Origin of the sequence: Prevotella sp. Rep29 (assembly GCF_019551475.1) — a bacterium.
In the GTDB taxonomy this organism is placed as follows: Bacteria; Bacteroidota; Bacteroidia; order Bacteroidales; family Bacteroidaceae; genus Prevotella.
In genome coordinates, this window is sequence record NZ_CP047159.1 from 2270866 (window position 1) to 2284727 (window position 13862).

Here is a 13862-nt window from a genome sequence, read left to right on the forward strand (position 1 = left end):
CCAAAAGTTGAACTTTCAGGTTGCAAAAGTGGCACTTTTAGACTGCAAAAGTTCCCCTTTCGCACGCTAAAAGTGGCACTTTTGGAAGCCCATTTTTAACTCCCTGAAAAACAACACGTTGCCGACACCTCTCATATAGGACAATCACCGATGCAACAAACCATATTTAACGCACATTCAACTTCTTAAAAAGAGTTAATCGGTTTTGATAAAAAACTGCTTCCATACCACGAAGGTACAGAATCGGTTCATTTGGGGGAAGGACAGGAAGGCTGATATCATGCTTCATCGATTTAATAAGACACAAATCTCTTTGACAATGTTGCCTGACGAAAAAGCAATACAGACATGCTGAATTAAACTTGCACTTGCTACTTGAATCTACAAAAAATTATTATTACGCCATTCAAGGCATTCAAAGACTTCGCTGACAGCACAAAAAAAGCGGGAGCGCAACCAACAAGGCTGCGCTCCCGCTTTTTCATATTCCGTCAAAACTGATTATGCTTCAGTTTCTTCGCTTGCTCCTTCGTCTCCAAAGTCGAGCACATTCTTCTTGTTGGCTACCATGCGTTCATAGTCTTCACGTGAGCCGACAATCAGTTTCTCGTATTGGCGCATACCCGTTCCGGCAGGGATGAGGTGACCCGTAATCACGTTCTCCTTCATTCCCTCAAGGTGGTCAACCTTTCCGCGGATAGCCGCTTCGTTAAGCACCTTGGTCGTTTCCTGGAAGGATGCTGCCGACATGAAGCTTCTCGTCTGGAGAGCTGCACGGGTAATACCCTGCAGAATCTGGGTCGAGGTAGCTGGAACGGTATCGCGCACCTGCACCGGTCGCAAGTCGCGACGCTTCAGGCTGGAGTTCTCGTCACGCAGTTTGCGGGCAGTCACAATCTGTCCCTTCTGCATGTTCTCAGAATCGCCGGCATCAATCACGATTTTCTTGCCCCAGATGCGGTCGTTCTCATCGGCGAAGTCGAGCTTGTCAACAATCTCCTGCTCGAGGAAGGTCGTATCGCCCGGATCATTGATCTGCACCTTGCGCATCATCTGTCGAACGATGATTTCAAAGTGTTTGTCGTTGATCTTCACACCTTGCAGACGATAAACGTCCTGCACCTCGTTGACGATATATTCCTGAACAGCGGTCGGACCCTTGATGGCAAGAATGTCGTTCGGTGTAATCACACCATCGGAAAGCGGTGTTCCGGCGCGCACAGCGTCATGCTCCTGCACGAGAATCTGCTTGGAGAGAGACACTAAGTATTTGCGCTGCTCACCCGTTTTCGAGGTAACAACAATCTCGCGGTTACCACGCTTCACCTTGCCCATTGCCACCTCACCGTCGATTTCGCTGACGATAGCCGGATTGGACGGGTTACGTGCTTCGAACAATTCGGTCACACGTGGCAGACCACCCGTGATGTCACCCGCCTTACCTACGGCACGCGGAATCTTCACAAGCGTCGTACCTGTCTTCACTTTCTGTCCGTTCTCTACGACAACGTGTCCACCTACCGGCAGGTTGTAAGTACCGATTACCTTGCCCTTTGAATCGACGATGTCGCAGGTAGGCACACGGTTCTTGTCCTTAGAGTCGGTGATGATTTTCTCCGTCAGACCCGTCGTCTCGTCGGTCTCAGCCTTGAAGGTAGAGCCTTCCACGACATCGTGGAACTTCACCTTACCGGCATATTCCGTAACGATGACAGCATTGAACGGGTCCCACTTGGCAATCAGGTCGCCTTTCTTCACCATATCATTGTTCTTATAATAGAGCGAGCTACCATAAGGAACATTCATCGTTGAGAGCACAATTCCCGTATGAGGATCGACGAAGCGGACTTCCGTCAGACGGCTTACGACCATCTTGCATGCCTTTCCGTCTTCCTCGAAAGGAACGGTACGGAGCTCATCGAGTTCAATCTTCGCATCATTCTTTGCTACGATAGAAGCGTTTGCAGCGGCATTACCAGCCACACCACCGGCGTGGAATGTACGGAGAGTCAGCTGAGTTCCCGGCTCACCGATAGCCTGTGCAGCGATGACACCGACAGCCTCACCCTTCTGAACCATGCGGCTGGTTGCGAGGTTGCGTCCGTAGCACTTCATGCAGACACCATGCTTACTCTCACATGTGAGCACCGAGCGAATCTCAACACTCTCTATCGGAGAATCTTCAATCTCCTGTGCGATAGGCTCTGTGATTTCCTCACCTGCAGCAACAATCAGTTTGCCTGTGGTAGGATGGACGATATCATGTACCGACACGCGGCCCAAGATGCGCTCATACAGCGTGGAGATGGTCTCGTCACCATTCTTGAGAGCGGTACATACCAGTCCGCGCAACGTGCCGCAGTCTTCTTCCGTGATAATCACATCGTGAGAGACGTCAACAAGACGACGTGTCAGATAACCGGCATCGGCAGTCTTCATCGCCGTATCGGCAAGACCCTTACGGGCACCGTGCGAAGCAATGAAGTATTCGAGCACCGACATACCTTCCTTGAAGTTTGAAAGAATCGGGTTCTCGATAATCTGCTGTCCTTCGGCACCTGCCTTCTGCGGCTTTGCCATCAGACCACGGATACCAGAGAGCTGCTTGATCTGGTCTTTAGAACCACGGGCTCCGGAATCGAGCATCATGAAGACGGCATTGAAACCTTGGTCCGCTTCGGTCATTTCCTTCAACAGGATGTTACCGATATCGTTATTGATGTGGGTCCATGTATCAATCACCTGGTTATAACGCTCGTTGTCGGTGATGAATCCCATGTTATAGTTGTCCATAATCTGGCGAACTTCCTCGTTTCCTTTCTCTATCAAGCCCTGCTTCTCTGGCGGGATGATGATGTCGTCAAGGTTGAACGAAAGTCCGGCGAGATAAGCCATGCGATAGCCGAGGTTCTTGATTCCGTCGAGGAACTCGCAGGCACGGGCAAAACCGACCGTCTTGATGACATCGGCAATGATGTCGCGCAGACTCTTCTTAGAAATAATGGTATTCACATAGCCCACTTCATCGGGAATGATTCCGTTAACAATCACGCGACCGACTGAAGTCTCCACGACCTTCTTGACCATATTGCCCTTGCCGTCGCGGTCGTTCACCACAACCTTCACCTGAGCGTGCAGGTCGCATTTGCCTTCGTTGTGGGCAATAATGGCTTCTTCCGGACCATAGAACATCAGTCCTTCGCCTTTCGCTCCCGGACGAATCTTCGTGATATAGTAGAGACCGAGCACCATGTCCTGAGAAGGCACGGTGATAGGCGCACCGTTTGCCGGGTTCAGAATGTTATGGCTCTGCAGCATCAGAATCTGTGCTTCCAGTATTGCCTCATTGCTCAACGGAAGGTGGACAGCCATCTGGTCACCGTCGAAGTCGGCGTTGAACGCCGTACATGCCAACGGGTGGAGCTGGATTGCCTTGCCTTCGATGAGTTTCGGCTGGAATGCCTGGATACCCAGACGGTGAAGTGTCGGGGCACGGTTCAAGAGAACTGGGTGTCCTTTCATCACGTTCTCCAGGATATCCCAGATAACCGGTTCACGGCGGTCAACGATTTTCTTGGCACTCTTCACCGTCTTCACAATACCGCGCTCAATGAGTTTGCGGATAATGAACGGCTTATAAAGTTCGGCTGCCATCAACTTCGGCAGACCGCACTCTCCCATCTTCAGCTCAGGACCTACAACGATGACCGAACGAGCTGAATAGTCAACACGCTTACCAAGCAAGTTCTGACGGAAACGTCCCTGCTTTCCTTTCAGTGAATCGGAGAGCGACTTCAATGGGCGGTTGCTCTCACTCTTCACTGCTGAAGACTTGCGCGAGTTGTCAAACAAAGAGTCTACTGCCTCTTGAAGCATACGCTTCTCGTTGCGGAGAATCACTTCGGGCGCCTTTATTTCCATCAGTCGTTTCAGACGATTATTGCGGATGATGACGCGGCGATAGAGGTCGTTGAGGTCGGATGTTGCAAAACGTCCTCCATCCAACGGCACCAACGGACGAAGCTCTGGAGGTGTCACGGGAATAATCTTCATGATCATCCACTCGGGACGGTTGATATCTTTGCTGGCGCGGAATGCCTCTACCACTTGCAGACGCTTCAGGGCTTCCGTCTTTCGCTGCTGTGCCGAGTCGTTATTGGCACGGTCGCGCAACTCGTATGACAACGAGTCGAGATCCAATCCTGCCAACAGGTCATAGATGGCTTCGGCACCCATCTTCGCGATGAACTTATTGGGATCGCTGTCGTCCAGACGCTCGTTGCCTTCGGGCAGCTGGTTGTCGAGGATATCGAGATATTCCTCTTCCGTCAGCATGTCAAACTTGTGAGAACCATTCATCTCAAGGTCTTCACTTGTCTTTTTGCCTGCGAGGACACCTGGCTGTATCACCACATACTTCTCGTAATAGATGATAGAATCGAGCTTTTTCGTCGGCAATCCGAGCAGATAGCCAATCTTGTTGGGCAATGAACGGAAATACCAGATGTGAGCAACGGGAACGACCAGTTCGATATGCCCTGAACGCTCACGACGCACTTTCTTCTCTGTCACTTCCACACCACAACGGTCGCAGACGATGCCTTTATAGCGGATGCGCTTGTATTTACCGCAACCGCACTCATAGTCCTTCGTCGGTCCGAAGATACGCTCACAGAACAATCCGTCGCGCTCCGGTTTATATGTACGATAGTTAATGGTTTCAGGCTTCGTTACCTCACCATACGAATTTTCCAGGATCTCCTCAGGAGAGGCAAGTCCGATGGTAATCTTCGTGAAATTATTCTTAACCTTTGATTCTTTCTTAAAAGCCATATTCTTTTTTCTTTATGTAGAAAACTTTTAATTCCTTAAATAACATTCTTAGTCAAGTTTGACACTCAGGCCAAGACCGCGAAGTTCATGGAGCAATACATTGAGTGATTCGGGGATTCCTGCCGTAGGCATCGCTTCTCCCTTGACAATTGCTTCATAAGCCTTAGAACGGCCTGCCGTATCATCCGACTTGATTGTAAGAATCTCCTGAAGAACATGGCTGGCACCAAATGCCTCAAGAGCCCAAACCTCCATCTCACCGAAACGCTGTCCACCGAACTGTGCCTTACCACCAAGCGGCTGCTGGGTAATGAGCGAGTACGGTCCAATCGAACGGGAGTGCATCTTATCTTCAACCATGTGGCCGAGCTTCAGGAAGTAGGTTATACCCACTGTTGCCGGCTGGTCGAATTGCTCACCTGTTTCACCGTCATAAAGACGCGTTGAACACAAACGGGGAAGACCTGCTTTGTCAGTCCATTCCGAGAGGTCCTCCAACTTGGCGCCGTCGAAAATCGGTGTAGCAAACTTCACGCCCAGACGTTTTCCTGCAGCACCAAGGATTGCCTCGAAAATCTGACCAAGGTTCATACGTGAAGGCACGCCCAACGGGTTGAGCACCAAGTCAACGGGACGACCATCCTCAAGGAACGGCATGTCTTCCTGACGAACAACCTTAGAAACGATACCTTTATTACCATGGCGACCTGCCAACTTATCACCGACACCAATCTTACGCTTCTTTGCGATATAGACCTTTGCCATCTGAAGGATACCTGAAGGCAACTCGTCACCGATGGTGATAGACAGATTCCGACGTTTCTTCTCCGCATCCAGAAGTTTGTACTTGCGGATATAATTCATAATCAACTTCGAAATCAATTCATTCGTATGCTCATCTCCAGTCCAGTCGTTTGACTGAACACCTTCAAAATCAAGGTTCTTCAGCTTGGCTGCCGTGAATTTAGCCTTTTTGGCGATAATCTCAGCGCCTGTATAATCTTTCACTCCCTGCGAGGTCTTGCCCTTCGTCAGTTTCAACAATTTATCAACGAGAATGTCTTTCAAGTCGTTGTTCTTTGCCTCGTACTCCTCGTCAATCTTGGCAAGTATGATTTTGTCTTGCTTCTTCGACTCACGTGTCTTTATGGCACGGGAGAAGAGTTTCTTATCGATAACGACACCCGAAAGCGAAGGATTTGCTTTTAGTGAAGAGTCTTTCACATCACCTGCCTTGTCACCGAAGATGGCACGGAGCAGTTTTTCCTCTGGTGAAGGATCGCTCTCGCCCTTCGGTGAGATTTTACCAATCATGATGTCACCCGGCTCAACGCGTGCACCGACACGGATGATACCATTGTCATCCAAGTCTTTTGTTGCTTCCTCGCTCACATTTGGAATATCCGGTGTGAATTCTTCCATTCCTCGCTTGGTCTCACGTACATCCAGAGAATATTCATCTACATGCACTGAGGTCAGGACATCATCACGGACCAGACGCTCTGAGAGCACGATGGCATCCTCATAGTTGTAACCCTTCCAAGGCATATAAGCCACCAACAGGTTGCGACCGAGAGCCAACTCTCCATTCTCCGTTGCATAACCTTCTGTCAGGATGTCACCTTTCTGGACACGGTCACCTTTATTACATATAGGACGAAGGTCAATAACCATATTCTGGTTCGTGCGACGGAACTTCGGTATGCGATATTCTTTCAATGCCGGCTCGAAGCTGACGAATTCTTCCTCCTCCGTGCGGTCATACAGAATGCGGATTGTCGTAGCATCTACATACTCGATGACACCATCTCCTTCTGCAACAATCATCGTACGGGAGTCAACACAAACCTGACGCTCGATACCTGTTCCCACGATGGGGGCGTCATTGTGAAGCAGAGGCACTGCCTGGCGCATCATGTTACATCCCATCAACGCACGGTGACCGTCATCGTGCTCCAAGAAAGGAATCAAGGCTGCCGACACAGAAGCAATCTGCTGAGGAGACACGTCCATCAGGCTCACTTCTGAAGGCGGAACTACGGGGAAGTCGGCATCCAAACGACATTTCACCACGTCGCGGATGAAACTTCCATCGCTCTTCAACGGCGCATTTCCCTGTCCGATGATATGCTCCTGCTCTTCTTCTGCGGTCAGATAAACCACGTGTTCGTTCTTAAGGTCCACCTTACTGTTCTTGACATTGCGATACGGTGTCTCAATAAAGCCAAGTTCATTGATGGTCGCATAGACGCAGAGCGATGATATCAGACCGATGTTCGGACCTTCAGGGCTCTCAATCGGACACAGACGACCATAATGGGTGTAGTGAACGTCACGCACTTCGAATCCGGCGCGATCTCTTGACAGACCTCCAGGACCCAATGCCGAAAGACGACGCTTGTGTGTCACCTCTGCCAACGGGTTGGTCTGGTCCATGAACTGAGAAAGCGGATTGGTTCCGAAGAACGAATTGATTACGCTCGAAATAGTCTTCGCATTAATCAGGTCAGTCGGAGTAAACACCTCATTGTCGCGAACATTCATACGCTCACGGATGGTGCGGCTCATACGTGCCAGACCGATAGAGAACTGGTTGCTCAACTGCTCGCCGACTGTACGTACACGGCGGTTAGACAGGTGGTCAATATCATCTACCGTTGCGTTGGAGTTCACCAACTGAATGAGATATTTGATAATTTCGATAATGTCTTCCTTGGTCAGGATACGAACATCCATTTCTGTATCGAGTCCCAACTTCTTGTTGATGCGATAGCGTCCCACTTCACCCAAGTCATATCGCTTATCGGAGAAGAAGAGGTTCTGGATGACCTCACGTGCACTTGCATCATCTGCCGGGTCGGCGTTGCGCAACTGGTGATAGATATACACAACTGCCTCTTTCTCGGAATTACTCGGGTCTTTCGCCAGAGTATTGAAGATGATGGCATATTTATTTGCCATCTCCGCATCTTTATGCAAGAGGATAGACGAGGCTCCACTTTCAAGAATCTCCTCCACATTCTCCTTCGTAATTTCGGTCTCACGGTCCATCAATATTTCATTACGCTCGATAGACACAACCTCACCGGTATCCTCATCCACGAAGTCTTCGTTCCAACTTTTCAGCACACGTGCAGCAAGTTTGCGACCGATGGCTGCTTTCAGGTTTTTCTTATTGACTTTCACCTCTTCAGCAAGGTCGAATATCTGGAGGATATCCTTATCTTGCTCAAAGCCAATGGCACGAAGCAAAGTGGTAACTGGCAATTTCTTCTTACGGTCAATGTATGCATACATCACATTGTTGATGTCCGTAGCAAATTCTATCCATGAACCTTTGAAAGGAATAATGCGCGCTGAATACAGCACCGTACCATTCGCATGGACGCCCTGTCCGAAGAACACGCCGGGAGAACGGTGCAACTGTGATACGACTACGCGCTCGGCACCATTGATAATAAACGTACCGTTGTCTGTCATGTATGGGATGGTACCCAAAAAGACGTCGGAGGTAATCGCTGCAAAGTCAACGTGGTCTTCGTCTTTACATTCAAGATGCATCTTGGCTTTGAGCGGCACGCTATACGTAAGACCGCGCTCCAGACACTCCTCGATAGAATAGCGAGGGGGGTCGATGAAGTAGTCCAAGAAGGTCAGTTCATACTGGTTGCGTGTATCGGTTATCGGGAAATTCTCCGAGAAAACCTTATACAAGCCGTCGTTCTTGCGTTCCTCCGGTGGAGTATCCAATTGCAAAAAGTCTTTGAACGACTTTAGCTGCACATCCAGGAAATCCGGGAAGGGCATTGGATTTTTAACGCTGGCAAAATTTACTCTTTTATCAACAATTTTTGAAGCCATATATTTAATTTGTTAGCGTTTTTTATTTCGTCATGTTGTATCTTTGTGAGCGTTTCTTCACGTAATAATATATAGTACATGGAATGCTTATTGCGTCAACTCGCCATGCACGATATATTATGACTGCATTACTCCTTCATTCTTTTGCGTTATCTGATGAAGTGCCGATTTCCGCCCGTTGATTCTACACGGACTGTCGCTCTTGTGAAAGACACAAAATGGTTAGGACTCTCCGACTGGGAAAATCCTAACCAAATCTATCACATGTCAGCACAGGACCGTTATTTCTCTCAGGGAGAGCGGCCCTCGTGCTGTTTGAACCGTGGGGTTCGATTACTTCAATTCAATCTTAGCACCCTCAGCCTCGAGGAGTTTCTTCAGGTTTTCAGCCTCGTCCTTAGACATGCCTTCCTTCAGAGTAGAAGGAGCACCGTCAACGAGATCTTTAGCCTCTTTCAGACCAAGACCGCAAGCTTCCTTAACAGCCTTAACAACCTTCAACTTGTTGTCGCCAACTTCTGCGAGAACCACATTGAATTCAGTCTTCTCCTCAGCTGCACCACCAGCAGCAGCGCCACCAGCAGCAGGACCAGCAGCAACAGCAACAGCTGCAGCAGCAGGCTCGATTCCATATTCATCCTTGAGGATTGTTTTCAACTCTTGTACTTCCTTCACTGAAAGAGCTACCAACTCTTCAGCAATAGCTTTAATATCTGCCATTTTTATTTGTTTTTAAATTGTTTTTTAATAATTGTTTAACTAAATTTACTCAGCACGCTTGCTCAATGTCTCAAGCACACCGTGAATGGTGTTTGCGCCTGAATCCAGAGCAGAAAGAACGCTCTGCATCGGTGCCTCCAGCATAGCCACGACATCGGCGATGAGTTCATTCTTGCTCTTGATAGAACAGAGTTCATCCAGTTTGTCAGCTCCTACGAAGAATCCTTCTTCTGCATAGGCAGCCTTCAGCGCCGGAACCTCCTTTTTCTTATCCTTATACTCTTTCAGCAATTTTGCCGGAACGTTTGCCGTCTGGCTAAACATCAGAGCGATATTGCCTTTCAGTGTATCATACAAAGGTTCGAAATCCAGTTCGCTTGCCTCGAATGCTTTGTGAAGAAGCGTATTCTTCACAACGGTCATTTTGATGTCGTTCTTAAAGCATTTGCGGCGAAGGTCGCTCGTATCGGCTGCATTCAGTCCGGTCACGTCAACCAGATAGAAATGCGGATACTCTTTGAGTTTCTCACCAAGACTTGCAATGATTGTATCTTTTACTTCCTTTTTCATTTTACACGCAGTTTAGAGTTATTCAACGGTCTTTGGATCAACTTTGATACCCTTACTCATTGTGCTCGAAATAAAGATACTCTTGATATACGTACCTTTTGCGGCAGCAGGCTTCAGCTTGATGACGGTAGCGATAAACTCCTTTGCATTCTGATAGATCTGCTCCGGTGTAAACGATACCTTACCGATTGAAGTGTGAATGATTCCTGCCTTATCGACTTTGAAATCAATCTTTCCTTGCTTCACTTCCTTCACTGCCTTGGCAACATCCATAGTTACAGTACCACTCTTTGGGTTCGGCATCAGTCCGCGCGGACCGAGCACACGGCCCAACGGACCGAGTTTACCCATACAAGAGGGCATCGTGATGATAACATCAACGTCTGTCCATCCACCTTTGATCTTTTCGATATACTCGTCAAGACCAACATAGTCAGCACCTGCTTCTTTTGCAGCAGCTTCAGCATCTGGTGTGCAAAGACACAAGACACGCGTCACCTTACCAGTTCCGTTCGGCAGCGACACAACGCCACGAACCATCTGGTTGGCTTTACGCGGATCCACGCCTAAGCGCACGTCAATATCCAAAGAAGCATCGAACTTGGTCGTGGTGATTTCCTTAACCAACTCGGTTGCTTCCTTCAAGGAGTATGCTTTCCCTGCTTCAATCTTATCGGCTACTGATTTTTGATTTTTTGTCAGTTTACTCATTTTCTAATTGAAGTTTTTAATTATTTACCAGGGAAATCCCCTTTTACAGTAATACCCATACTTCTTGCTGTACCGGCAATGAGCTTCATGGCTGACTCTACTGTGAAACAGTTCAAGTCTGTCATTTTATCCTCAGCGATTGCACGCACCTGATCCCAAGTCACGGAAGCGACTTTCTTACGGTTAGGCTCCGGCGAACCGCCTTTCACCTTTGCTGCTTCCATCAACTGGACAGCTGCAGGAGGTGTCTTGATAATGAAGCTGAATGATTTGTCGGTGTAGTAAGTGATAACAACAGGAAGCACTTTTCCTGCCTTATCCTGGGTTCTGGCGTTGAACTCCTTGCAGAATCCCATGATGTTGATTCCCTTCGAACCCAGAGCGGGACCTACGGGAGGAGAGGGATTTGCAGCGCCACCTCTAATCTGTAATTTGATTAATCCAGCAACTTCTTTAGCCATTTTGTTAATAATTAGTTTGATTATAAAAGAACAAACGCATCCGTAACAATACGCTTACTCCTTTTCAACTTGCATAAAACTTAGTTCCAACGGAGTTTTACGTCCGAAGATTTTAACCATCACTTTCAACTTGCGTTTCTCGGTGTTCACCTCTTCGATGACGCCACTGAAACCGTTGAATGGACCATCCGTCACCTTGACCGCATCATCCACTGAATAGGGGATGTCCATACTGTCATCCAATTCAGCTTCATCTGCATTGCCAAGCATACGGTTGATGTCGGATTGCTTTACCGGAGAAGGTTTATCCAGACCGCCAAGAAAACCTAACACATTAGGCATGAAGCGCAGCGTGTGCGCCACGTCGCCAACGAGTTCCGCCTCCACAAGGACATAGCCGGGCAGAGAGACTTTTTCCTTGATTACTCTTTTCCCGTCACGGGTAGTTGCCTGCTTCTGCGTGGGAATCAAGACTTGGAACACATGAGCGGTAATCAACGGATTGTGTTTCATCTCCGCCTCAATGTATTCTTTCACCTTAGCTTCTTTTCCGCTGACAGCACGCAGCACATACCAATTCTTCCTTGTTTCAGCCATTTTCTTGCAATTTAACCTGGATAAATCGTACTCATCACAAACCTAAACACGGAGTCCATCGCGAACACCACCAATGCAATGATAAGGGAAGCAGATAAAACAACCACTGCACTGTGGGTCAGCTCGCGACGAGTTGGCCATGTAGTTTTATGCGCAAGTTCATCATAACATGCCTTGCAATAGTTTACTATTTTTTTGAACATAATTGAAACTTTCAATTCTTGCACGGGAAGGAGGACTCGAACCCACGACCCTCGGTTTTGGAGACCGATGCTCTACCAACTGAGCTATTCCCGTAGAAAACTCCCGCCCGAAGACGGGAGTTTTGATGACTTATCTGTACTGTCCGACATCCGGGCAGAGGCTGCCCTCACTGTCGGAAATCAGTTTTTAGTCTTCGTAAACCTCTGTAATCTGACCAGAACCTACGGTACGACCACCCTCACGGATAGCGAAGCGCAGACCCTTGTTCAGAGCAACAGCATAGATCAGCTCAACCTGAATCTCTACGTTGTCACCAGGCATTACCATCTCAACGCCTTCCGGCAGAGTAATTTCACCTGTACAGTCCATTGTACGGAGGTAGAACTGAGGACGATATTTGTTTCCGAACGGAGTGTGACGTCCACCTTCTTCCTTCTTCAATACGTAGATAGAAGCCTTGAAGCGCTTGAAAGGCTTGATCTGACCCGGATGGCAGAGCACCATACCGCGCTTGATCTCGTTCTTGTCAACGCCACGGAGCAACAGACCTACGTTGTCACCAGCCTGACCTTCGTCGAGCAACTTGCGGAACATTTCAACACCAGTAACGACAGACTTTCTATCTTCACCAAGACCGAGCAGTTCAACTTCGTCACCTACGTGGATCACACCAGTCTCGATACGGCCAGTAGCAACAGTACCACGACCTGTGATTGAGAACACGTCCTCAACAGGCATCAAGAACGGTTTCTCTGTATCGCGCGGAGGCTCCTGAATCCACTCGTCGCAAGTGTTCATCAGTTCCATTACTTTATCTTCCCACTTAGCAACACCGTTCAGTGCACCGAGTGCAGAACCGCGGATGATAGGCGTATCATCTTCGAATTCATACTGACCGAGGATTTCCTGTACTTCCATCTCAACGAGTTCGAGCATTTCCTCATCCTCAACCATGTCGCACTTGTTCAGGAACACAACCAGACGGGGAACGTTCACCTGACGAGCGAGCAGGACGTGCTCACGTGTCTGAGGCATCGGACCGTCAGTTGCAGCAACTACGAGGATAGCACCGTCCATCTGAGCAGCACCAGTTACCATGTTCTTCACATAGTCGGCGTGTCCCGGACAGTCAACGTGTGCGTAGTGACGCTTTTCTGTTTCGTATTCAACGTGTGCAGTGTTGATAGTGATACCACGCTCTTTTTCTTCCGGAGCGTTGTCAATCTGATCGAAAGACTTAACCTTGTCTTTGTTAGCCTCAATCTTCTCAGCCAAAACTTTCGTGATAGCTGCCGTCAAAGTTGTCTTACCATGGTCAACGTGACCGATAGTACCAATGTTTACGTGCGGTTTGGTACGCACAAAATTCTCTTTAGCCATAGCTTTTCGTATTTATATTTAAATGAATAATCGAAATTTTCTGCTTCTAAAAAACAAGTAGAGCTGTAACTGAGAGTTGAACTCAGGACCTCTTCCTTACCAAGGAAGTGCTCTACCACTGAGCTATTACAGCAAGTGAGAGCGGAAAACGGGGCTCAAACCCGCGACCCCCAGCTTGGAAGGCTAGTGCTCTATCAACTGAGCTATTTCCGCATTAAACGGTTCTTCTGTCACTGTTTGTGTTACGCCATTCACAGTCGTGAAGACCCGCATTTCCTACTGAGTGGGTGGTGATGGATTCGAACCACCGAAGTCGAAAGACAGCAGATTTACAGTCTGCCCCATTTGGCCACTCTGGTAACCACCCATTCTTTTGCGCTTTTCGATGTCTGAACAAATCGCGCATTGATGAATCTTTGAGCCTCTTGTCGGATTAGATATCCGATTGCCTGCCGCAGGCAGACTTTCAAATCTTCATCTTTGCCACTTTTGTAAGCAAGCTTCCATCGCCGCATTGATGAATCT

At 48.4% G+C, this 13862-nt stretch carries 9 protein-coding genes and 4 tRNA genes; all 13 read right to left on the reverse strand.

Features of this window, described 5'->3' with window-relative positions; genetic code table 11:
• Positions 1–501 precede the first annotated feature (501 nt).
• Positions 502–4833 (reverse strand): DNA-directed RNA polymerase subunit beta', encoded by a 4332-nt coding sequence (rpoC, locus tag GRF55_RS09720; RefSeq protein WP_220368219.1) that lies wholly within the window; start codon positions 4831–4833, stop codon positions 502–504.
• 48 nt (positions 4834–4881) lie between these two features.
• Positions 4882–8694 carry a DNA-directed RNA polymerase subunit beta gene (gene rpoB, locus GRF55_RS09725; protein ID WP_220368220.1) on the reverse strand — a complete coding sequence of 1271 codons (3813 nt, stop codon included), beginning with the start codon at positions 8692–8694 and terminating at the stop codon, positions 4882–4884.
• Between the two features lie 333 nt (positions 8695–9027).
• Positions 9028–9414: a 50S ribosomal protein L7/L12 gene (gene rplL, locus GRF55_RS09730; protein WP_220368221.1), complete on the reverse strand. Its 387-nt coding sequence runs from the start codon at positions 9412–9414 to the stop codon at positions 9028–9030.
• Positions 9415–9459: 45 nt separating this feature from the next.
• On the reverse strand, positions 9460–9984 hold the full coding sequence (gene rplJ / locus GRF55_RS09735; protein WP_220368222.1) for a 50S ribosomal protein L10: 525 nt from the start codon (positions 9982–9984) through the stop codon (positions 9460–9462).
• An 18-nt stretch (positions 9985–10002) separates the two neighbouring features.
• Positions 10003–10695 (reverse strand): 50S ribosomal protein L1, encoded by a 693-nt coding sequence (rplA, locus tag GRF55_RS09740; protein ID WP_220368223.1) that lies wholly within the window; start codon positions 10693–10695, stop codon positions 10003–10005.
• A gap of 20 nt (positions 10696–10715) precedes the next feature.
• A complete protein-coding gene (gene rplK, locus GRF55_RS09745; RefSeq protein ID WP_220368224.1) occupies positions 10716–11156 on the reverse strand; it encodes a 50S ribosomal protein L11 in 441 nt (146 codons plus the stop codon).
• Positions 11157–11210: 54 nt separating this feature from the next.
• Positions 11211–11753 (reverse strand): transcription termination/antitermination protein NusG, encoded by a 543-nt coding sequence (gene nusG, locus GRF55_RS09750; protein ID WP_220368225.1) that lies wholly within the window; start codon positions 11751–11753, stop codon positions 11211–11213.
• Positions 11754–11764: 11 nt separating this feature from the next.
• Entirely contained in the window at positions 11765–11956 is a 192-nt protein-coding gene (secE, locus tag GRF55_RS09755) for a preprotein translocase subunit SecE (RefSeq protein ID WP_220368226.1), read from the reverse strand.
• 21 nt (positions 11957–11977) lie between these two features.
• Positions 11978–12050, reverse strand: a tRNA-Trp gene (locus tag GRF55_RS09760).
• Between the two features lie 93 nt (positions 12051–12143).
• Complete coding sequence (tuf, locus tag GRF55_RS09765; RefSeq protein ID WP_220368227.1) at positions 12144–13337, reverse strand: elongation factor Tu; 1194 nt, start codon at positions 13335–13337, stop codon at positions 12144–12146.
• A 61-nt stretch (positions 13338–13398) separates the two neighbouring features.
• A tRNA-Thr gene (locus tag GRF55_RS09770) sits at positions 13399–13470 on the reverse strand.
• Between the two features lie 7 nt (positions 13471–13477).
• A tRNA-Gly gene (locus GRF55_RS09775) sits at positions 13478–13550 on the reverse strand.
• Positions 13551–13621: 71 nt separating this feature from the next.
• A tRNA-Tyr gene (locus tag GRF55_RS09780) sits at positions 13622–13704 on the reverse strand.
• Between the last annotated feature and the right edge of the window lie 158 nt (positions 13705–13862).